Source organism: Lacrimispora algidixylanolytica, from assembly GCF_003609635.1.
GTDB classification, from domain to species: domain Bacteria; phylum Bacillota; class Clostridia; order Lachnospirales; family Lachnospiraceae; genus Lacrimispora; species Lacrimispora algidixylanolytica.
Map to the genome: position 1 here is coordinate 32,982 of NZ_MCIA01000034.1, position 22,235 is coordinate 55,216.

The window sequence follows — 22,235 nt, forward strand, 5'->3', positions numbered from 1 at the left end:
GAAAGGAAGAAATTATGTCAAATAATTTAAAAGTAACTGATACTATATATGATATAACAGAAAAATATCCGGAGACAATCAACTTCTTTGTAGCAAATGGCTTTGATAAGCTGAGCAACCCTCTTATGCGAAATACCCTTGGAAAAACCGTAACTCTTGAGATGGCATTGTCCATGAGAAAGATGAATCCAGAAGCATTCCTGGATAAACTACATGAGGTAATTGAACAGTCTCTTCCTGATATAGCCTCAGGTCTTGCCCCTATGAAAAAGGAAGAAGGCGGTGATATTCGTATCGAAGGTGTACTCCCCTGTCCTATCCGCCTGCCTCTCATGGAGAAATTTGAATCCTGGCTCACCGAGCAGTCTGATAAGCTTGGATATAAAGTGGATTATAATTTAAAATCTGCAAATCTAGGCCTAGATGATGTAAAAGAGAGAGTCGTTCAAGCAAACGGCAATGCAGATGCACTGTCTGATCTCTATTTATCTGCTGGTTTTGATCTCTTTTTTGATAAGGAACTCATGGGACGCTACCGAGATGCTGGAGAATTTGAAGATATCTCTGGCCTGGACCACATTAATTCAGATTTTGAGAACGAACAAATCAATCTAAAGGATCCAAAAGGCCAGTACGCAATTATAGGTGTGGTACCTGCTATTTTCATGGTAAATACCAATGTACTTGGAGATCGCCCTATGCCTGAAAGCTGGGCTGATTTAATGAAACCTGAATTTGAGAACAGCATAAGCCTTCCAATGAAGGATCTTGATATGTTCAATGCTTTTTTACTTCATATCTACCGTTACTATGGAGAAGAAGGTGTAGAAAAGATGGGAAAGGCTCTTCTTCGCAGTATGCACCCTGCACAGATGGTAAAGGCTCATATTGATAAGGGGGAAGGAAAAGTTCCAACCATTACAGTTACCCCTTACTTTTTTGCCAGTATGGCTGATGGAAAGGGACCGATGCGCCCAGTATGGCCAAAGGATGGCGCAATCTTAAGTCCTATTTTCCTTCTGGCAAGATCAAAGAACAAAGATAAAGTAAAGCCATTCGTTGATCTCCTTTATTCCAAAGAGATTGGTGAAATCCTTTCTTCAAACGGAAAGTTCCCTTCTACTAATCCAATGGTAGAAAACAACCTGACGAAAGACCAGAATTTCATGTGGCTTGGCTGGGACTTTATCCACAATCATGATATTGGCGAACTGATAAAGAACATGGAACAGAAATTCTTTCAGGCGGCAGAAAAGGAGACTTTATGAATCTAATTATATTTTCTGGTCCTCCTTCCTCTGGGAAGACCTCAATCATCTTAAAGGTCATTGCTTCTTATAATAGAAGAAATATAAAAGTCGGCGTGGTGAAATTCGATTGTTTGTATACCGATGACGATGCAGCTTACGAAAAAGCTGGAATACCAGTAAAAAAAGGGTTATCAGGAGCATTGTGTCCTGACCACTTTTTTGCATCAAATATCGAAGAAGTTGTAAGCTGGGGAAATCAGGAGAACTTAGACCTTCTCATCACAGAATCCGCCGGGTTATGCAACCGCTGTTCTCCTTATTTAAAAGACATCAAAGGAGTATGTGTGATTGATAATTTATCCGGTATCAACACTCCGAAAAAGATTGGTCCAATGTTAAAGTCTGCAGATTTTGTGGTGATTACCAAGGGAGATATTGTATCCCAGGCGGAACGTGAGGTTTTTGCTTCTTGCGTGAGCTCCGTTAATCCTCGTGCTATTACCATGCATGTAAACGGACTAACCGGACAGGGTGCTTATGAGCTGGGTAGTTTATTATACGATGAGGACCAAGATATCAAATCAGTTCAGGGAATGAAACTTCGTTTTCCAATGCCGGCTGCTCTTTGTTCCTACTGCTTGGGCGAAACCAGAATAGGAGAAGCTTATCAAATGGGTAATATCAAAAAAATGGATTTGGGGGCTGATAAGAAATGACAAACTGGACACTTTTACAGATTCTAGAAAAATATCCATTTGCTTTGGCTTACTTTGAGCAGAACAAATTAGACATTGCTGGTTACGAGGATCGTACACTGGAGGAATATCTAGATCACTTCTCGGAATTAGAATTAGAAGACCAAGCACTAGATAAGGAGAAAATTTTATCTGATTTCCCAGTTTATATAGAACAGATGCAGTCTTTCCTTGGAGTGGAAGAAAAGAATCAGGTTCTTTCCTTAACCATTCTTGCAGGTCATGATAAATCAGGAGTGACAGAAGGTTTTGAGGAATTAACGATTCTTACTTCTCAGATTATCTCCATCGTAGGTCCAACGGGGTCCGGAAAGAGCCGTCTTCTAGCTGATATTGAATGGGCTGCTCAAAATGACACTCCGACAGGACGCAGCATCCATATAAACGGAGAGGTGCCAGATAACAAATGGCGCTTTTCTTCCAACAATCGTTTGGTGGCACAGCTTTCTCAGAACATGAACTTTGTTATGGATTTAACGGTTCAGGAATTTTTAAATATGCATGCCGTCAGCCGTTTGGTAGAGAATCCTCAGTCAATAATCAATGAAATCATTAAGGCTGCCAATAATCTGGCGGGAGAGAAATTTGATTTAACCACTCCTGTGACAAGCTTAAGTGGAGGACAGTCAAGAGCACTTATGATCGCTGATACTGCAATCTTAAGCTCCTCTCCTATTGTTTTAATCGATGAGATTGAAAATGCTGGAATTGATCGAAAAAAGGCATTGGAGCTTTTAGTCTCTTCAGATAAGATAGTATTGATGGCAACTCATGATCCTTTATTGGCTCTTATTGCAGACAAAAGAATCATTATTAAAAATGGTGGAATCAGCAAGGTCATTCATACCAGTGACGAAGAAAAAGAATTGCTGGTAGAGCTTGAAAAAATGGATTCCCTCATACAACATGCGCGACAAGAACTAAGAAAAGGCAGTCATTTATCTTCTGAGATTTTAGCATAAAATAAAACAAAAAGCGGAGCTGTTGATATGGCAAAAGATGATTCTTATGCCATTCAACAGCTCCGCTTTTTAGACTTTTATCTCTCTGTAAATTTCTCAACAATCTTTAATAGCAATTCTACTACCTTCTCCATGGACTGAACTGGAACAAATTCAAATTTACCATGATAGTTATAACCACCTGTACAGATATTAGGACAAGGAAGTCCTTCATAAGACAGACGTGCTCCATCGGTACCACCTCTGATCGGTGTCACCATTGGCTCAATTTCAAGTTCTTCCATCGCCGTCTTTGCAATATCAATCAGGTACATATGAGGTTCAATCTTCTCTTTCATATTGAAATAACTGTCTTTTAATAACACCTCTACCGTGCCGGCACCATAACGGTTGTTTAAATATTCCTCTACTCTGAGAATAAATGCTTTCTTCTCTTCAAACTTTCCTTTGCTGTGATCACGGATAATATAGTTCATGGTGGCTTCCTCTACACCGCCTCCCATGGAATCCAAATGAAAGAAGCCTTCGTATCCTTCTGTATACATGGGATTATCAAATGCTGGAAGCATGTTATGAAATTCCATAGCCACTAACAGAGCATTTTTCATCTTACCTTTAGATGAACCTGGATGGATGCTTGTGCCGTGTACCTTTACCTTGGCTGAAGCTGCATTAAAGTTCTCATATTCCAGTTCGCCCAAGCCGCCTCCGTCTACGGTATAAGCTACTTCGGCTCCAAATCCCTTGACATCGAAGAAATCTGATCCTCTTCCCACCTCTTCATCAGGCGTAAAACCAATGCGGATTTTTCCGTGAGGAACTTCAGGATGGGACAAAAGAAATTCTGCCATTGTCATTATTTCCGCAACTCCAGCTTTATCATCAGCTCCAAGAAGAGTTGTACCATCCGTTGTAATAATGTCTTGGCCTATATACTTTAATAGATACGGGAAATCGCTCACTTTCATGGTAAGTCCCGTTTCCTTATTCAATAAGATATCGTTACCATCGTAATTCTTCACAATCTGTGGTTTTACCCCAGCTCCTGAAAACGCTGGAGAAGTATCCATATGGGATACGAATCCAAGAACCGGTATGGACTTGTCTGTCGTTGCCGGAATGGTAGCATAAACATATCCATGATCATCCACCATTACATCTTCAGCTTTCATGGCTCTCAGTTCTAAAGCAAGCTCCTGAGCAAGTATTTTCTGCTTTTCTGTGCTTGGAACTGCTTCCATTTCATCTTTTGACTGGGTATCATAGGATATATACTTTAAAAAATGATTCAATACTTCTGACATATCAATCGCCTCTTTCTCATATTATTAGTTTTTATAGCTTTCCCTTTTCCCAATTGCTTTATTATATCATAGAGGCAAGGCACTGTCTACGTTATGGCCTCTGTCTTTTCCAGGATATGCCAGCGTAAGTAGCGAATAAACCTTTTAAAACCATGAAAAAGGATATCTTAAACTGGATAAAAAGCCAGTATTAAAATACCCTTTTTTTAACATATTAAAGCTCTTTTAGAAGTTTTTAACGGTTCGCCAGTTCTCTGGTAATATCTTCCCAGGTCACTCCTTTTTGAGCCATTAAAACCATCATATGATAAAGAAAATCTGAAATTTCGTATTTTACCTCTTCTGGATTTGGATTCTTCGCTGCGATGATGATTTCCGTCGCCTCTTCTCCCAGCTTCTTAAGAATCTTATCCAAACCTTTATCATAGAGGTAATTGGTATAAGAGCCTTCCTTTGGGTTTGTCTTTCGATCAAGTATCACCTGGAAGACATCTTCAAATACCTTAAGAGGATTGGTATCTTTAAACTCTTTTTTAATCAGGCTTTGGTAGAAACAGCTTTGCTCTCCTGTATGACAGGCAGCACCAATCTGATTGACCTTGGCAAGGAGTGTATCGTTATCACAATCAAGAGATAGTGATTTCACATATTGGTAATGGCCAGAAGTCTCACCTTTTTTCCAGAGGCTTTGACGGCTGCGGCTGTAATAAGTCATACAGCCAGACCTTAATGTTTCCTCAAACGCCATTTCATTCATATAGGCTAACATGAGCACTTCTCCGGTCCGGTATTCCTGAATGATGACAGGAATCAAACCATCGGAATTTAATTTAAACTGTGAAAATGCCACCGTACTTTCAAAGGTATCGACTCCAATACCCTGAGATTTTAAGTCCTGTTTTAAGTCCATGAAAACAGAATCTTCTAAAAGAAAGGAAATATAACCATCCACGCGATCCATTTTCAGAGAATCCGTCAATATATACTCATCAGAGCCAGTAATTAAAAAGTGCTCCTCACAGCCAGAAACTGCCTCAAGAGTTTCCTTCGTAACGTTTGAATCTCCAAGAATCATGATAGAAGCTCCAAGCTGAGCATATTCCTTAGTTCGGCTAAGATAGGAAGCATCCGGTAAATAGGCATAAATCTTATCGTCTCCAAATCGGTCCACGGCTTCTTTCATGAGATCCACATTCTCATCATCTCCGGTGTCAAGAAAAGCTGCCTTTGATCCGGCATATAAATACTTCTTAACATCTTCCAGGCGCTTTACCCTACCCCCTGCGATTACTGGTATGTCGGAAAGCCTTACAACTTCTTTGATAAGACCTATGGTATTCTCATGATCTTCTTCCGTATTCGATATATCATAAATAAAAAGTTCATCGGCTCCACTGTCTCCAAGATAGCGAGCCAATGAGAGCAGGTCTTCCTTATAACAGGTTTGTAGATCGTCAAGCTTCCACGCCTGACCTTGTCGTATGCCAAAACCTGCAATTAATTTTTTACATTCCATCAATTCGTCCTCCCCTGATGGTCCTGTCCTCAAAAGCATCTATGGCTTCTTTTAAATCTATTCGGTTTTCATACAGCGCTTTTCCGATAATCGCACCATGTATGCCAGCATTATATAGTTCTTTTAAATCTTCCATGGAAGACATACCACCGGAAGCGATAATGTCCAGTCCTGTTTCATCCGTTAATTTTTTTGTGTATTCCACATTGGGACCGGAGAGCATACCGTCTCTGGCGATATCTGTATATACCACATGACGAATTCCATATTCCTTCATGCGATTTGCAAGATCGGAAGCAGTAATATCACTTATTTTTCCCCACCCCTCTACAGCAACCATGCCATTCTTCGCATCAATTCCAGCTACAATACGCTCCTGTCCAAATTTATTCACCATGTTGCGGATAAATTCCGGATTTTCTGCGGCTTTTGTACCAATTATGACACGGGACACGCCAAGGGATAGTACAAATTCAATATCTTCTTCTTTTCGGATGCCGCCGCCCATCTGAATCGGGATAGAAACCGTAGCTGCAATTTTCCGAACAACCTCTTTATTTACAGAGTGACCAGCAAGAGCACCGTCTAAATCTACCAAATGAAGAAACGTAGCTCCTTTTGATTGCCATTTCGCTGCAATCTCCTCTGGCTTGTCAGAATATACTGTAATATCCTTAAACTCTCCCTGCTTTAAACGGACACATTGCCCATTTTTTAAATCAATCGCTGGATATAACTGCATATAGATTCTCCTTTATAATGTCCCTTTTGTAGATAAGACTCCTCGAATTCTGTCATCTAGCATCGTAGCTTCATCTAAAGCCTTTGCAAATGCTTTGAAAACTCCTTCAATGATATGGTGGTTATTTTCACCTGCCAGTTTTCTTATATGCAGATTCATCTCACTGGCATAAGAAACGGCATAGAAAAATTCCTTTACCATCTCTGTTTCAAAATCTCCCACCCGTTGCGTGGTAAAGGGAACGTCAAAACAGAAATAAGGCCTACCGGATAAATCAATAGCACAAAGGATCAAGGTCTCATCCATGGGAAGAATCATACTCCCATAACGCTTAATCGACTTTTTATCACCAAGAGCTTTTTTAATTGCTGCCCCCAATACTATCCCAGTATCTTCTACGGTATGATGGGTGTCCACGTCTAGATCCCCCTCTACAGATAGATTCAGATCAAAAAAACCATGACGAGTAAAACTATTTAACATATGATCAAAAAAACCAATGCCTGTTTTAATATTTGACTCTCCCTGTCCATCCAGGTTAAGGTTCATATGAATGTTTGTTTCCCCTGTCACTCGATTCAACTCACAACTTCGTCCCATATTCTGCTTCCCTTCCCGTATCTACGATTCCTCTTCCTCAAACCGGACTTTAACTGAATTGGCATGAGCAGTAAGATATTCTGCGTTTGCAAAAGCTTCGACATCCTGGTGGACCTCATGTAACGCTTCTTTGGAATAATAGACGATGCTTGATTTTTTAATGAAATCATCCACACTTAGTGCTGAGAAGAAACGGGCAGTACCATTGGTGGGGAGTACGTGATTTGGTCCTGCAAAATAATCGCCCAGAGGCTCTGAGCTATACTCACCAATAAAGATTGCTCCCGCGTGGCGAATCTTTGTCATATCTTCAAACGGATTCCTTGTCACGATTTCCAAATGTTCGGGCGCTATTTCATTGACCGTTTCAATGGCTTCCTTCATAGATTCTGCTACGAGTATATAGCCGTATTGATCCAGTGATTTTCTTATTATGTCAGAACGAGATAGCTGGCTGGTAAAGCGTTCTGCTTCTTCAGATACCTTTTGGGCCAGTTCCATACTGGTGGTTACTAAGATAGAGGAAGCAAGCTCATCATGTTCTGCCTGAGACAGCAAATCTGCAGCAACAAAACGAGGATTGGCACTCTCATCTGCCAGTACAAGAATCTCGCTAGGTCCTGCAATGCTGTCAATGCTCACATGACCATAAACTGCTTTTTTAGCAAGAGCCACAAATATATTTCCAGGTCCTACAATTTTGTCTACCCGGGGAATGGATTCGGTTCCAAAAGCCAAGGCAGCAATGGCCTGAGCTCCACCTACTTTATAGACCTCAGCCACACCAGCAAGACGGGCGGCGGTCAATGTCACAGGATTGACCTTTCCATCTTTTCCTGGCGGAGTTACCATAACAATACGGTCCACCCCAGCAACTTTCGCAGGAATAATATTCATAAGCACAGAAGAAGGATATGCAGCTTTTCCACCTGGGACGTACACCCCAGCACTCTCTAAGGCAGTGACCTTTTGACCTAGGATGGTACCATTTGGTTTGCTGTCAAACCAACTATACTGCCTTTGTTTTTCATGAAATTCCCGAATGTTTTTCAGTGATTTCTTCATTACTTCCAAAAGTTCTGGTTTCACTTCTTTTATAGCTTCTTCGATTTCCTGCTCTGTTACCCTGATATTGGAGGCATTGATTTCCACATGATCAAATTCTCTGGTATATGCAAATACGGCTTTGTCTCGATCTCTTTTTACCGTATCAATGATGGTCTGGACTGTATCTGCATAAGTGCCATATTGGTTAGGGTCTCGCCTTAGCAAATCAGCAAGTATATTTTTTCTGGACGCCTCGTCTAATTTTACAATTCTCATTTATTTTCCTCCTGAAGTAAGGTGCGAAGATCATGAATCAAGCTTGTGATTCTGTCATTTTCCCGCTTCATACTCACTTGGTTTACCACCATTCGGGCAGACAGAGGGCAGATCTCTTCTAATACCGTAAGACCATTTTCCTTTAATGTTGCTCCGGTCTCCACAATATCTACTATGACCTCAGAAAGTCCTACTATGGGAGCCAGCTCAATGGAACCATTTAGTTTGATGATTTCCACGGTCTGGTGCTTCTTATTATAAAAATAGTCTTTCGCAATGGCCGGATATTTGGTAGCCACCCGAATTCTCTCATGATGTTTTAAAAGCTCTCTGGCCGATTCTGGTCCACAGACGCACATATGACAACTTCCCATCCCTAAGTCCATTACTTCATATAGCTTCCGGCCTTCTTCCAAAATAGTATCCTTGCCCACAATGCCGATATCTGCAGCGCCGTATTCCACATAGGTAGGCACATCACTTGCTTTTGCAAGGAAAAATCGGATGCCAAGTTCCTCATTGACAAAAATCAGTTTTCTGGAGTCCTTATCCTTCATCTCTTCACAGGTGATACCGATTTTTTCGAACATGGCGAGGGACTTGCTAGCTAGACGCCCTTTTGCTAAGGCAAATGTTAAATATCTCATACATACCCTCCGATCATTTTAAATATTCTGAAAGCGGTATCTCTTCCACCCGTCCAAGCGACAGGTTTTTGATCGTAACAGTAATTCCCCGTTGATCCAGATACAAAAGGTTCGTCAGTTCCCTGCGTAACGCGTAAGCCTCATATTCTTCCATGGAGCGATTTTTGTTATTAGTCTGGAGTTGAACCGCCAAGCCTGTGCTACGAAAATGCTCTGCCAAAAGAATAGCCTGTTCTCTGGACTCCTGCTCATAAAGAATCATAGTATTGGTGATTGGAATCTCTATCTTTATCTTCTGCCTTGAGAGAGCAAGAAGCAGTTCATCTACAGAAATTCCAAAGCCAACTGCTGGAGAATCCTTTCCAAACTGTTCTAACAGCTTGTCATACCTTCCGCCATTCACAATATAATCACCAGATCCATACGTATAAGCCTTAAAGATTATTCCTGTATAATACTGATATTTGCTTAACATTCCAAGATCATAAGAGACGTAATCCGCCAGTCCATAAAAGGAAAGAATCTCATTTACCTCTTCCAGACGCTCAACAGCTCTCAATGCCCTTTTATTTTTCGTAAGCTCTTTGGCTGCTTTGATTTGATCCAGAGAACCAAACAGTTCTGGAAGCTTTAAGAACGCCTGTTTTAACTCATCGGACATGGGCTGTGACATTACAAGTTCTTCCACACCGAAATAATTCTTATTTTCGATCAGCTCCCTTAAACGTTCTTCCTGTTCCGCATCCATTCCTGCTTCTTCCAAAAGCCCTTTAAAGAAATCCACTTCTCCCAGTTCCACCTGGATCTCTGTAAGTCCTGTACTCATTAGTGCCCAAATTACCATGGCAAGGATTTCTCCGTCAGAATCAGCAGAATCGTCCCCAATTAACTCAACACCCGTCTGACTGGCTTCCTTAAGCCTTCCTTGATAACTGGAATGATTGATAAACGTCTTTTCTATATAACAAAGCCGGATAGGCATATCTTCGTGAAGAAAATACTTTGCTGCGCATCTAGCAATGGCAGGCGTTTCATCAGGACGAAGTACGAGGGTATGATTGTCACGGTCAAAGAACTTAAACATCTCCTTGGCTTTGACACTTCCTCTGGATTCATTAAAGATATCAAAGAATTCAAAAGTGGGAGTCTCAATATCTTGATATCCGCACAAATGAAACACCTTTAATATCTTATCCTGTACGACTGACTTTCTAGTACACTCTGCTCCGTATATATCCCGAACACCATCCGGTGTATGTAACAGTTTATTTGTCATATTAACCTCCTGACCGCCATAAATCAGTGAAGAAATTCTATTTCATGTCTCATCACTTCACGACGCTTTCTTGTGGTAAAGTGATAATTCGATGATGTGCTGTTTATTATAGGTTACAAAACCGGTCTTGTCAATCTCTTCCTGTTAAATCTTTTTGTATCATTTCCAGATAGTGGACTAAAATATCACGGCAGCTTCCAATCTTCCAAGACTTATCAACTTCATCATAGGTAAAGCTTTTTCTTCCGCCATCTTCCATTCTCTTCCAGTATTCCTTTAGATGAGCAAACGGAAGATAATAGAGCTCATTTTTATGGGTGTAAGATAAGATAATAAAGGCAATTCCGCCTTGGCGCTCAAACTCCTCCATAAAAGTCACCTGATGGGCATGAATATTCTGCAACGGAAAGGTATTGGCCCCACACTCTTTTGCATCAAAGCATATGGGAATCCCCTGTACTGCCCCAATGTAATCCACCGTACTTTTCTGATCAAAATATGCAAGTGTAATATGACGACTTTCCTTTTCGATAGAAATAGGTGTGATTGGAGTTGGTATTTTCTGAATCAAAGCCAATCCCTTTTCCCGGTAGCCTTCATTGCTCCGATTAATTAATTCTTCAAGGGTCGATCCTCTTAAGCCCCTAGTTTTCCAGGTTCCCATATCTCCCTCCTATCTCCAATCCTTGCAAATCTTTGTAAACGATTTGGGAAGAGGCGCTTTAAAAGACTTTCCTGATAGATACGCCAAAGGCTCCTTAAGGTCTGGAAAAACCACCTGAAAGGAATGGAGCATCTGGGAATTGATGTGGAAAAGCTTTTTTGCCTCTTCATTGACCCGGTTGTCTCCATATTTATAATCTCCTACAATCGGATGACCGATGGATGACAAATGAGCCCTGATTTGATGGGTTCGTCCAGTAATCAACGTAACCTTTAAAAGAGTATATCCCCCATAATATTGAATTGGCTCGTACTCTGTGATGATAGGAACACTCCCTGGCACTGAGGTTTTATGAATGGTTACCTGATTGGTCGCCTCGTTCTTAATTGAAAAGCCAGTTATTGTCTGACGTTTTATAACCTCTCCCTTAACCACACAATTATAATACTTGTGTATGCTTCTATCCTTAAATACCTCTGACATAACTTGAAGTCCAGCAAGCGATTTCCCTCCTACCACTAGGCCACTTGTATTCCGGTCAAGGCGGTTGCAGATAGAGGGACGGAAGCTTTTTAATTGTTCTGTGGATAACTGACCGCTTGATATCATGTAATCAATAAGGTATTCCACCAAGGATTCATCCGCTTCCTTCGCTTTCTGGGACAACATACCGGATGGTTTATTCACCAATAAAATATGATCGTCCTCATAGATAATATCTAAATTGATTTTTTTAACATCGGGTATCTTTACCTCAGAAAACTTTGAAATGGTCTCATCGGATAAAAAGAGCTTTATCTCATCTCCCGATAATAATTTCTCCGAACCATCACACTTTTTGCCATTTAGAGTAATGTTCTTTTTTCGCATCATCTTATAAAGAAAGCTTTTACCGGCAAGATTTAAATACTTGGTCAGCAGCTTGTCAAGACGTTGGCCTGCTTCATTATTCGATACAATCAAAGACTGCATGTTTTATCCTTTCTGTAATCCTCATTAAGCTTTAATTTTTCACCTTCATTAGATCAAGGCCTTTGTAAATCCGTAAAATCAAGCTATGAGGCATTGCTTTGGCGGCAAAACGGAGGGCTTTCATGGCTCCTCCATACACGGAAATAGAACGTCCCATCATGCTGTCTCGCAATGCTAGGCGAACCACCTTTTTCGGATCCGCCATTACTACCTTTTTATAGATAGGGATTTCTCCCGTTGTTTCTGCAATATCAAAAAACTCAGTTCTTACAGGTCCAGGACAAACAGCCGTCACGTATATCCCTTTTTTATTTAATTCAACATTCAAAGCTCTGCTATAACTTAAAACAAATGATTTTGTTGCCGCATAGATAGCAAAACCTGGCTGAGGCATAAATGAGGCTGCTGAAGCAAATTGTATGATGCGACTATTTTGCGACATGTAGGGAAGGACCATATGAGTAACAGCAATCAGTGCTCTGCAGTTGAGATCTACCATTCCCATCTCGTCTCCAAGATTAACGCTTCCAACGGAACCAATCTTTCCATATCCGGCCGCATTGATCAACCACTTAATTTCAGGTTTTTCCTTCTTAAGGGTATCCCCAAGAGACATCAAGCTGCTTTCTTTGGTCAAATCAATGGAAAACACCCGAAGCCTTACAGGAACCAGGGGGGCCATTGCCTCCATGGACTCCTGTCTTCTGGCAATCGCCCATATTTCTTCAATTCCATTAAAACGATCCGCAATCTGCATGACAAATTCTTTTCCCATACCGGAAGACGCACCGGTTACAATTGCAATCTTCATATTGATCCCTTCTTTTCCCAATTTTGATTTTATTTCTTTGCAGCCTTTTTATGAACGTTTCGTATGGTTTTTCTCTTGCGGTTTTTCTGTCCTTCTGAGGATTGAACTTCCGCTTTTCCCATATTACCATTATATTTCCCGCTTTTCCCATCTATATTACTTTTAGGTCCTCCGGTTCTGGGGCGAATCAAGCATTTTTTCTCAAATCCAATCAAGTCAGTACGGCCAGCTAGTTTTAATGCCTCAACAACTAGGTCGTAGTTCTTTGGATTTCGATACTGTATTAAGGCTCTCTGCATGGCTTTCTCATGGGGGTTCGTAGGCACATAAACCTTTTCCATGGTGCGAGGGTCAATTCCCGTATAATACATACAAGTGGATATTGTAGATGGGGTTGGATAAAAATCCTGAACCTGTTCTGGCATATAACCCAGATCTCTTAAATACTCTGCAAGTTCAATGGCTTCGTGAAGCCCAGACCCTGGATGGGAAGACATGAGATATGGAACCAGATACTGCTTTTTACCAAGACGTCCATTCATCTCATTATACTCTTTTACGAACTCACGATATACATCATTCTTTGGTTTACCCATTTTTGAAAGTACTTTATCCGCAACGTGCTCTGGTGCAACCTTTAACTGACCGCTGACATGATGTTCGCAAAGTTCCTTTAGGAATTTTTTACCAGGATCTGCAAGAACATAATCAAAACGGATTCCGGAACGAATAAATACCTTCTTCACCTTTGGCAAGTTTCTTAACTTTCTAAGAAGCTCAATATAATCGGAGTGATCTGGATTTAGATTTTTGCATGGCTCCGGAAAAAGACACTGACGATTCGAGCAGGCTCCTTTTGTGGTCTGCTTTTCACAAGCGGGATGTCTGAAATCTGCGGTAGGACCACCCACATCATGGATATAGCCTTTAAAATCCGGTTCTTCTATCAGCTTTTTTGCCTCATCTATAAGGGATTCATGGCTTCTCGCCTGAATAATTCTACCCTGATGGAATGTAAGAGCACAGAAACTGCAGGCGCCAAAACAGCCACGGTTATTGATAAGGCTGAATTTGATCTCTCTGATCGCCGGTATTCCCCCCTGTTCTTCATAGGAAGGATGGTAATTACGCATATAAGGAAGTCCATAGGTGAAATCCATCTCTTCCTCAGATAATGGTTTTGATGGTGGGTTTTGTACTACAAATAAATTATCCTTATAAGGCTCTACCAGACGTTTTCCAAGAAATGGATCGGTGTTGGAATATTGAATGTAATAGCTCTTTGCATACTCTAATTTATCTGCCTTCATGCTATCAAACGTCGGAAGCAGCTGGTAATCATATACGGAATCTAAGCTATTCGCCTTATAAACCGTACCTTCTATAAAAGTAATATCCTTAATATCTATACCACTGCTTAAGGCATCAGCGACCTCTACAATTGATTTTTCTCCCATACCATACGAAATCAAATCCGCCTGGGAATCAATGAGAATCGAGTGTTTTAGCCGGTCAGACCAGTAATCATAATGAGCGAACCGCCTTAAGCTGGCTTCAATGCCTCCCACAATAATAGGGGCATCCTTATAGACCGAACGAATCAAATTACAATAGACTGTGGTCGCATAATCTGGACGTTTTCCCATAGCTCCGTCAGGGGTATAGGCATCCTGCTGTCTACGTTTTTTCGATACCGAGTAATGGTTTACCATGGAATCCATATTTCCGCCAGATACCAAAAATCCAAGTTTGGGTTCCCCAAGAATCTGGATGCTTTTTTTATCCTTCCAGTCCGGTTGTGAGATGATTCCCACTTTATATCCATGAGCCTCTAAAAGTCGGCTTATAATTGCATGTCCAAAGGATGGGTGATCCACATAGGCATCTCCAACAACATAAACAAAATCACATTGTTTCCATCCTCTTATGTTCATGTCTATCCGGTTGATCGGAAGATAATCGTGCATCATTCGTTCGCTCCATTTCCATTAAATATCTGATGATAATCATTAATAAAGTAATCTGCCAGATGTCTCTTTTCCTCTTCCATGTCTCTGGAAAATTCATCGTCAACTGCGCAGACTGTCATACCTGCCCTCTTGCCTGCCAGGATTCCTGCCGGGACATCTTCAAAGACAAGGCAGTTTGCAGGTTCAACACAAAGTTCTTTCGCTACCTTTAAATAAATATCAGGTGCGGGCTTTCCAGCCGGTACCTCACAAGAAGTAGCCACTACTTGGAAATATTGACCGATATGAAGAGAATCAATCACCGCATCTACCATTTGTCGGCCATTGCTGGTAGCGATGCCGGCTTTAAGCCCGTTTTCTGCTATGTATTTCAACAATACATCTGCACCAGGCTTAAGGGGGACTTCAAATTTGTACTTTTCAATGGACATTCCCACCCATATTTCCTTGATTTCATCCAAAGATTCTTTAAGATCAAACCTTTCCTTAAAATATAAGGCAGTTTCCGAAAAACTCATTCCTTCTATGTCTTTTGGCAAATCATCGGGACAAAGAATCCCTCTATCACCTAAAAATTCTTCATCAATGGTTTTCCACATCCACATAGAATCAACCAGTGTTCCATCTAGATCAAATATTACAGCTTTTTTATTGTTTAACATGGTCTGTTCTCTTTTCCTTTCCATGACGCTTCAATTCCTCTAATTCCTCTTGGTGAAGAGGACGGTATTCTCCTGGCTCCAAAGTCTCATCTAATTGCAGACTGCCCATGGAAAGCCTCTTTAAGTATACCACATTGCACCCAAGTGTTTCAAACATACGTTTCACCTGGTGGAATTTTCCTTCTCGTATGGTAAGTCGTATTTCAGATAACGTCCCCACTTTTAACACTTCAAGCTTTGCCGGAAGGGTAGGTGTTCCATCCAAAAGCTCAATCCCTTGTTCTATTTGTTCTTTGGCATCAAAGGGAAGATCTCCTTCTATTTTAGCAAAATAAACTTTATCCACATGCTTTTTAGGAGAGAGGAGCTGATGAGTCAGATCCCCATCATTGGTAATCAGAATAAGTCCTTCCGTATCAATATCAAGTCTTCCTACGGGAAATAGATCATCTCGCATTCTATCTCCGATAAGACCCACAACAGTCTCATATCGCCTATCTTCCGTAGCAGATACGACTCCCTGAGGTTTGTTTAGCATATAGTATTCAAATGCAGCGTAGGCAATCTTTCGTGCATCTACGGTTACCTCAACTTGTTCAGGGTCTATTTTTCTATCTGTCTTTTTCTCCGGAACACCATCTACGGATATCCTGCCTTTTTTGGCCATCTCTTTAATCTGGCTTCTGGTTCCAATTCCCATCTCGCCTAAAAATTTATCTAATCTAATTTCTTTCATTATTGCCACCGCCATCCAGGGTAATATTTGTTTTTGAGAGTGCTTCCGCTCCCCTTAGCAAAGCCGAGAGGAAATCCATCCACACAAATCAAGCACCAGCCTTTTCTTTGGCCTTCCTCTTCCTTTAATGAAATAGTTTCTCCCTTTAAATATCGGATTACCCTTTCATCTTCTTTATTCCAGCAAATCGTTTGTCCAAACTCTTCTGGCTTAAGCACCATAGCTAAAGGCTGTGCCGGCTCAAAGCGTCCTTTTTTCAGTTCTCCAAGCAATAAACCAGTCCTTAAATAACGAAGCTTTTTCCCTTGTTTTGGAAAACTCTCCGGTAAGTAATAGACGGTTTCATCTTTTATATAGATTCGTCTCGTATCAAATGGTTTGGAAAGGAGAGAAAGAAAATCTACCAATTCTCCAGGTAACGGTTTCTCCTTCTCTGTATCGTCCTTTTTCTTTTCACCACTATCAAGAGATTGTTTTTTTCTTAACAATGCCATAAAATGCCCTTCTCCTTTTATCCGATGAGGAAAAAGTCGAAGACAGCCAGAAAGCCCCATCCCATCCGAGGCTCCATCAAAAAGAGGAAGTGAAATAAGCTCCATATCCTCATGTTCTGCTAAAACCCCTCTGATAATATCCTCATCCTCACATAGGGAAAATGTACACGTGGAATACAGAAGAAACCCACCTGGGACCAACATGTCCACAGCCTGAGTTACAATCTCTTTTTGGATGACAGCATAATACTCTGGCCCATGTTCTTCATAGCTTTTTACCATATCAGCATCTTTTCGGAACATCCCTTCGCCAGAACAGGGCGCATCGATTAGGATCTTATCAAAAAACTGACCAAATATCTCCTTTAGCTTAGCCGGTTCCTCACTGGTAACACAGATATTCTCGATCCCCCAAAGTTCCAGATTCTTAAGAAGAGCTTTTGCCCTGGAATTACTGATATCATTGGATACCAACATTCCTTTGCCTTTTAGCTTTGCCCCAAGTTCCGTACTTTTGCCTCCAGGGGCTGCGCATAAATCAAGAACCTTATCTCCTGGCATTACAGGAAGCAGGCTCGCTGGAGTCATGGCGCTGGGTTCCTGCAAATAATATAATCCTGCAAAGTAATGCGGATTCTTGGCAGGACGTTCCTCACCTTCATAATAAAAACCATTCCTAATCCATGGAATGGGCTTTAAAGAAAGGTCCGTTATTTTCAAAAATTCTTCTGGCGAAATTTTAAGCGTGTTAACCCTCAACCCATAGAGTCTTTCTTCTTCAAAGCTTTTTACGTAAGCCTCAAACTCTTCTGCACCCAGTAAGTCTCTCATTCTATTTAAAAACTCTTCCGAAACTTTAATTTCTTTCACGTTTTTTTGCTCCTGTTTCCTGTCTATGTAAGCAATCTTAATATACTAATAGGAATATTTCAACCGATTTTTCTCCAGATACTTAAGGGCCCAATATGGGTTGACGCTCATCTCCTCATTGTTGTCTGTTTTTAGATAAATCCCCACATGAAGATGGACATCAAAGTTCCCGGTTGTCCCTTCAATTTCACTGTAGCCAGTATCTCCCATAAAGCCCAAAAGCTCTCCTGCCTTCACCACATCGCCTGCTTTCCACTCTTTGCTGTATCCATAAAGATGGGCATAGTATAGATACGCTCCCTTTGGCGTACGGATGCCAATGCGCCATCCACCCTTATTTAGCCAGCCTACCTTTTCCACTACACCATCACTCATGCTTACAACTGGATAATAACCTCTGGGACGCTTACTTCCCATAACATCGCACCCTTCATGTCCTCGATCTCCACCATAGGTACGGGGCTGCATCCAGCCATTTTCATAGGTGACGTCAGGGATTCCCTCCTTTAAATTGAGAGGAACCGGAAAAAACTTCAGATCTCCAAGCAATGTAGTATATGCATTCTTTAACTTTCGGTATTCTTGTGGCTTTATTTTACGAAGCCGGTCTCCGCGGTTGTCCTTGACCTTTACTTTTGTCAGATCATACTGATGCTCCACCATAAGAGAAGTGAGCACATCGTAATCAATGGTATTCCAGTCAGCCACCATATTTCCAAGCTTCAGGCTTCTAAAATCCTCACTTTCCCAAGTGTATGCATTGAGTTGATAAAAGGTTGGATTGTTGTATAAATAATCGATCATGGTCACATGGAATACGGACAGGATCAGAATCAAAAAAAGAATCACCATCATATCGGTCACGCCTCTTCATATAAATATATAAAACAATTTATTCGGGTGCATATGAAAAAATCCTTTTTCCGTCTGCTTTCTGTAGCTGCCCTACTATTTCTTCTCTTCCGTCCTTCCATCGCCTTTGAAGGGGCAAGAAATGGGCTTATACTTTGGGGCTCAATCGTAGTACCTACTTTGCTGCCCTTTATGATCTGTTCCAACGTAATTGTGACCTTAAATGCGATTAATATCCTAATATTTCCGGTAAAAAAACTTTTGCATCAGTTTTTTTATCTGTCCGATGCCGGAAGTTATGCCCTTATATCTGGTCTCTTATGCGGTTATCCCATGGGCGCAAGAACCTGCAGTGATTTTATGGACAGCGGCCGTATCTCGAGTAAAGAAGGGAGGTATCTACTTGCTATCTGCAATCACCCAAGTCCTATGTTCCTTCTTGGATATGCAGCTTCCAATTTACCCTCCCAGGTACCAGTGTCAATCCTTCTTTTATCCATTTATCTGCCCATATTGCCTGTGTCTTTGATCGCAAAAGTAATTTACCAGGTGTCAGAGCCTGAACGTTCCTTACCTACCAGTAAGAAATCAACACAATCCTTTGATGATAGCATGATGGACTCCTGCGAGATCATGGTTAAAATTGGCGGTTATATCATGTTATTCTCCATCCTTGCTCTTTCCATAACAAAGCTACCAATAGGAGTCCCCGAATATAAAGCAGTGATTCTTGGCCTTGTGGAAATCACCACTGGGATCAAGGCTATATCAGAGTCTTTTTCTGGTAATCTATGTGGATTATGGATTGCAGCCGCTACTGCATTCGGTGGCCTGTCTGGAATCTTCCAGACAAAGAGTGTCATAAAAAATGCCGGATTATCCATCCGGCATTATGTAGCATGGAAAGCGTTTCACGGCCTTCTAACCATTATCCTGTTTATTCTGCTGTCCCGGGTTCTGGAACTTGTTCCGTTCCCATAACAGCTCCGGTCAATTCCTGGCGATTGGATGATACGATATCATAGCTTGACTGCATGGAAGTCATAAAAGCATCAAAGCGGCCCTGGGCGCCTTCCATGGAGTGGCTGATAATCGTCTGCAGACTTTTGAGCATATCATCGGTATACTGAACAGAGCTTTGTCTGATTCCGTTTGCATCGCCTACTGCTTTTTCTACAATCTGCTGAGCCTGTTGGCTAGCCTGTTCAATAATATCATTGGCCTGGGCATAGGCTTTTTGCATGATCTCGTGTTCATTAACCAGTTCATTGGTCTGAGCATTGGCTTGGACCAAAATAGAGTCTGCTTGCTGGCGTGCTTCGCTCATAATAGCATCCCGGTTACTGATAATTTTTTGATACTGCTTGATCTCATCTGGAATACGAAGGCGCAGCTCTACTAAAAGTTCCTCTAACTCATCTCGGTTGACCACAATCTTGCTGTTAGATAGAGGCTGATACTTACAGCTGTCAATATATTCTTCGATTTCACCAATTAACTGCTCTATTCTACTCATCATAAATTCGAACGCTCCTTACTTTTATTTCATTCTATCTTCTATTTTCTTCATTACACGTTTTGCTACTTCATCTGGCACAAACGCGTTTATCTCTCCACCAAAAGCGGCTATTTCCTTCACAATGCTGGAACTCAAGTAAGAATATTTAAGATTCGTCGTTAAAAACACAGTATCCACTTCCGGTGCAATCACTCGGTTGGTCTGTGCAATCTGCAATTCATATTCAAAATCGGTCACAGCGCGAAGCCCACGGATGACCGCATCCGCTTGATTGGCTCGTACAAAATCAACTAATAGACCCCCAAACGCTGTCACTTCCACGTTCTTTAAATCCCTAGTTAGGCTCTTTAACATATTAACACGTTCTTCTACAGAAAACAACGGCGATTTTGAATTATTATTTAAAACTCCTATAATTAAATGATCGGACATTCTAGCCGAACGTTCAATGATATCTAAATGACCAAACGTTACCGGATCGAAGCTTCCTGGGTATACTGCTTTTCTCATAAGATTCTCTTTTCTTTTATTACTTTTTCTCTATAAAAATGTGCTTATTTGTCTTGTAAGTTTTGTCTTTTATGATGCCATAACCCATGGCTTCCAGATAATCAAAAGAAGTCTCTAAGGATGCTTCTGTGATAATCACGGTATGTTCCTGAATCAGCGATGAACTCACCAAAGATTCAAGTACCTTTTTTTCCCATTCCATGTTATAGGGGGGATCCATAAAAACATAGTCAAATACGTATCCCTTACCTTCCAGCCTGGAAAGACCTGTTAGAACATCACAGTTCATGACAATTCCTTCCTTTTCCAGCTTAGTGGTTTTTAAATTTTCCCGGATACACTCCGCTGCTTTGGGATTTTGTTCTATCATAACTACTAATTTTGCCCCACGGCTTATGGCCTCAATTCCAATTGCTCCACTTCCGGAAAACAAGTCCAGAAAACAGCAGTCTGGCATGTCCGTATTTATCATATTAAAAAGTGTTTCCTTGATTCTATCTGTGGTCGGCCTGGTATCCTGACCTTCTATTGTTTTTAACATAAGCCTTCTAGCTTTTCCTGCGATTACTCTCATTATGATTCCTCACTTTATTTATCCAAACTATTATAGTATGAAACCAAAAGATATACAACAAGATTTTCTCCAGTGATTCTAAAATTAATAAGTTTTATTTTAAAAACAAAAAAAGAAAAGGAGCCGTAGCCCCTGTAAACAAATTATCATTTACTTGGCTACGGCTCTTCTTCTATTGCTTTTCTTTTTTACTTTTTACAGATTATTTACCTGCAAGCTGTCTCTCATAAGATTCGATCATTTTCTTAACCATATAACCGCCTACAGAACCATTCTGTGCAGAAGTTAAGTTACCGTTGTATCCATTAGTTAATGGAACACCTAATTCGTTTGCTACTTCCATTTTGAAACGATCCATTGCTTCTTTTGCCTCTGGTACATTTGTAGTGTTAGATTTTCCTGACATAATAAAATGCCTCCTTTTTCATCTATTTCACCATGTGTGCGTTTGTTTTTTACATGGTGTGTTTTGTGCTACACTCCTATTATGGCTGAAATAGAATGAAATACACTAGAAAATTTTAGGAAATTTTTTAACCTTAATATCTAACCTCATATATCAGGATTTATGACTCAGAAGCAAGCATTTTTTCAATGTTAGTTTTCATAAGCTGAAACGCCACTTCATTCATACCACTATTAATAATCACGTCAGCAAGCGGCTTTGTTGGCTCAACATAAAGGTAATGCATAGGCTTTACCGTAGTCAGGTATTGCTCCACCACGCCTTCTATGTCTCTTCCCCGATCTTTTACATCCCGAATAACCCGTCTAAGAATTCTCTCATCAGCATCAGCCTCAACAAAAATCTTGATATCAAACATATCTCTTAACCGCTCATCTACAAAAACCAAGATTCCTTCCACCAAAATCACTTTCTTTGGCTCAACCCTTACAAACTCATCAGAGCGATTATGTAAGGAATAATCATAAACCGGGCAATCCACACCTTCTCCAGAACGGAGCTGAGATAACTGGTCCAACAAAAGTTCCGTTTCAAAGGCTTCCGGATGATCGTAGTTCATCTTTTTTCTTTCTTCAAAGGGAATACCGTCTTGTTTTCTATAATAATTATCATGATAGATAACTGCAATATCATCGCAAAATGCTTCCTTTAAACGATTGGTAAAGGTTGACTTTCCTGAACCGGTTCCTCCTGCAATACCAATTAATACACTTTTCATCTTTCGCACTCCTTTAGTCTCGTTTGGATCTAATTCACTTAT

Annotated in this window: 24 protein-coding genes; 4 read left to right on the top strand and 20 right to left on the bottom strand. The window is 40.8% G+C overall.

What is annotated here, in order from left to right; all coding sequences use genetic code 11:
- Positions 1–14 precede the first annotated feature (14 nt).
- The 3 genes from BET01_RS18920 to BET01_RS18930 are packed head-to-tail and all read left to right on the top strand — an operon-like array spanning position 15 to position 2,967.
- Positions 15–1,268 (top strand): ABC transporter substrate-binding protein, encoded by a 1,254-nt coding sequence (locus tag BET01_RS18920; protein WP_120198441.1) that lies wholly within the window; start codon positions 15–17, stop codon positions 1,266–1,268.
- Positions 1,265–1,966 (top strand): GTP-binding protein, encoded by a 702-nt coding sequence (locus tag BET01_RS18925; protein ID WP_120198442.1) that lies wholly within the window; start codon positions 1,265–1,267, stop codon positions 1,964–1,966. Before BET01_RS18920 ends, BET01_RS18925 begins: the two co-directional genes overlap by 4 nt.
- Positions 1,963–2,967, top strand: coding sequence for an ATP-binding cassette domain-containing protein (locus tag BET01_RS18930; RefSeq protein ID WP_120198443.1), 1,005 nt, complete (start codon positions 1,963–1,965; stop codon positions 2,965–2,967). The genes BET01_RS18925 and BET01_RS18930 overlap by 4 nt, the downstream gene beginning before the upstream one ends.
- Positions 2,968–3,044: 77 nt before the next feature.
- Here the strand turns inward: BET01_RS18930 and pepT are convergent, their stop codons facing one another.
- The 15 genes from pepT to BET01_RS19005 all read right to left on the bottom strand — a co-directional run bounded on the left by pepT (position 3,045) and on the right by BET01_RS19005 (position 18,409).
- Positions 3,045–4,271: a peptidase T gene (pepT, locus tag BET01_RS18935; RefSeq protein ID WP_120198444.1), complete on the bottom strand. Its 1,227-nt coding sequence runs from the start codon at positions 4,269–4,271 to the stop codon at positions 3,045–3,047.
- A 235-nt stretch (positions 4,272–4,506) separates the two neighbouring features.
- Entirely contained in the window at positions 4,507–5,790 is a 1,284-nt protein-coding gene (gene hisIE / locus BET01_RS18940) for a bifunctional phosphoribosyl-AMP cyclohydrolase/phosphoribosyl-ATP diphosphatase HisIE (protein WP_120198445.1), read from the bottom strand.
- The gene (hisA, locus tag BET01_RS18945) at positions 5,777–6,529 is read right to left on the bottom strand and encodes a 1-(5-phosphoribosyl)-5-[(5-phosphoribosylamino)methylideneamino]imidazole-4-carboxamide isomerase (RefSeq protein WP_120198446.1); all 753 of its coding nucleotides are present in this window, start codon (positions 6,527–6,529) and stop codon (positions 5,777–5,779) included. The genes hisIE and hisA overlap by 14 nt, the downstream gene beginning before the upstream one ends.
- A gap of 12 nt (positions 6,530–6,541) precedes the next feature.
- Positions 6,542–7,129 carry an imidazoleglycerol-phosphate dehydratase HisB gene (gene hisB / locus BET01_RS18950; RefSeq protein ID WP_120198447.1) on the bottom strand — a complete coding sequence of 196 codons (588 nt, stop codon included), beginning with the start codon at positions 7,127–7,129 and terminating at the stop codon, positions 6,542–6,544.
- Positions 7,130–7,150: 21 nt separating this feature from the next.
- Positions 7,151–8,452, bottom strand: coding sequence for a histidinol dehydrogenase (hisD, locus tag BET01_RS18955; RefSeq protein ID WP_120198448.1), 1,302 nt, complete (start codon positions 8,450–8,452; stop codon positions 7,151–7,153).
- Positions 8,449–9,099: an ATP phosphoribosyltransferase gene (hisG, locus tag BET01_RS18960; RefSeq protein WP_120198449.1), complete on the bottom strand. Its 651-nt coding sequence runs from the start codon at positions 9,097–9,099 to the stop codon at positions 8,449–8,451. Before hisG ends, hisD begins: the two co-directional genes overlap by 4 nt.
- A gap of 13 nt (positions 9,100–9,112) precedes the next feature.
- Complete coding sequence (gene hisZ, locus BET01_RS18965; RefSeq protein WP_120198450.1) at positions 9,113–10,375, bottom strand: ATP phosphoribosyltransferase regulatory subunit; 1,263 nt, start codon at positions 10,373–10,375, stop codon at positions 9,113–9,115.
- A gap of 130 nt (positions 10,376–10,505) precedes the next feature.
- Complete coding sequence (locus tag BET01_RS18970) at positions 10,506–11,039, bottom strand: Holliday junction resolvase RecU (RefSeq protein WP_120198451.1); 534 nt, start codon at positions 11,037–11,039, stop codon at positions 10,506–10,508.
- A 9-nt stretch (positions 11,040–11,048) separates the two neighbouring features.
- Positions 11,049–12,011, bottom strand: coding sequence for an RluA family pseudouridine synthase (locus tag BET01_RS18975; RefSeq protein WP_120198452.1), 963 nt, complete (start codon positions 12,009–12,011; stop codon positions 11,049–11,051).
- Positions 12,012–12,042: 31 nt separating this feature from the next.
- Positions 12,043–12,822, bottom strand: a complete 780-nt coding sequence (locus tag BET01_RS18980) for an SDR family NAD(P)-dependent oxidoreductase (RefSeq protein ID WP_120198453.1) — start codon at positions 12,820–12,822, stop codon at positions 12,043–12,045.
- Positions 12,823–12,851: 29 nt separating this feature from the next.
- Positions 12,852–14,792, bottom strand: coding sequence for a YgiQ family radical SAM protein (locus BET01_RS18985; protein ID WP_120198454.1), 1,941 nt, complete (start codon positions 14,790–14,792; stop codon positions 12,852–12,854).
- Entirely contained in the window at positions 14,789–15,454 is a 666-nt protein-coding gene (locus tag BET01_RS18990) for an HAD family hydrolase (protein WP_120198455.1), read from the bottom strand. Before BET01_RS18990 ends, BET01_RS18985 begins: the two co-directional genes overlap by 4 nt.
- A complete protein-coding gene (locus tag BET01_RS18995; RefSeq protein WP_120198456.1) occupies positions 15,441–16,190 on the bottom strand; it encodes a pseudouridine synthase in 750 nt (249 codons plus the stop codon). The genes BET01_RS18990 and BET01_RS18995 overlap by 14 nt, the downstream gene beginning before the upstream one ends.
- Positions 16,190–17,554, bottom strand: coding sequence for an RsmB/NOP family class I SAM-dependent RNA methyltransferase (locus tag BET01_RS19000; protein ID WP_120198457.1), 1,365 nt, complete (start codon positions 17,552–17,554; stop codon positions 16,190–16,192). The genes BET01_RS18995 and BET01_RS19000 overlap by 1 nt, the downstream gene beginning before the upstream one ends.
- A 45-nt stretch (positions 17,555–17,599) precedes the next feature.
- Positions 17,600–18,409: a M23 family metallopeptidase gene (locus BET01_RS19005; RefSeq protein WP_120198458.1), complete on the bottom strand. Its 810-nt coding sequence runs from the start codon at positions 18,407–18,409 to the stop codon at positions 17,600–17,602.
- Between the two features lie 51 nt (positions 18,410–18,460).
- Here BET01_RS19005 and BET01_RS19010 point away from each other — a divergent pair, with 51 nt between their 5' ends.
- Entirely contained in the window at positions 18,461–19,387 is a 927-nt protein-coding gene (locus tag BET01_RS19010) for a nucleoside recognition protein (protein ID WP_120198459.1), read from the top strand.
- On the opposite strand, the gene BET01_RS19015 is transcribed toward BET01_RS19010, so the two are convergent.
- The 5 genes from BET01_RS19015 to udk form a co-directional block, all read right to left on the bottom strand.
- Positions 19,344–19,925 carry an ATP synthase subunit B family protein gene (locus BET01_RS19015; protein WP_207667660.1) on the bottom strand — a complete coding sequence of 194 codons (582 nt, stop codon included), beginning with the start codon at positions 19,923–19,925 and terminating at the stop codon, positions 19,344–19,346. The genes BET01_RS19010 and BET01_RS19015 overlap by 44 nt on opposite strands.
- 21 nt (positions 19,926–19,946) lie before the next feature.
- Positions 19,947–20,435 (bottom strand): pantetheine-phosphate adenylyltransferase, encoded by a 489-nt coding sequence (gene coaD, locus BET01_RS19020; RefSeq protein WP_120198460.1) that lies wholly within the window; start codon positions 20,433–20,435, stop codon positions 19,947–19,949.
- Between the two features lie 19 nt (positions 20,436–20,454).
- Positions 20,455–21,009: a 16S rRNA (guanine(966)-N(2))-methyltransferase RsmD gene (rsmD, locus tag BET01_RS19025; RefSeq protein WP_120198461.1), complete on the bottom strand. Its 555-nt coding sequence runs from the start codon at positions 21,007–21,009 to the stop codon at positions 20,455–20,457.
- A 202-nt stretch (positions 21,010–21,211) separates the two neighbouring features.
- Positions 21,212–21,415: an alpha/beta-type small acid-soluble spore protein gene (locus tag BET01_RS19030; RefSeq protein ID WP_120198462.1), complete on the bottom strand. Its 204-nt coding sequence runs from the start codon at positions 21,413–21,415 to the stop codon at positions 21,212–21,214.
- Between the two features lie 160 nt (positions 21,416–21,575).
- Complete coding sequence (udk, locus tag BET01_RS19035; protein ID WP_120198463.1) at positions 21,576–22,193, bottom strand: uridine kinase; 618 nt, start codon at positions 22,191–22,193, stop codon at positions 21,576–21,578.
- Positions 22,194–22,235 lie beyond the last annotated feature (42 nt).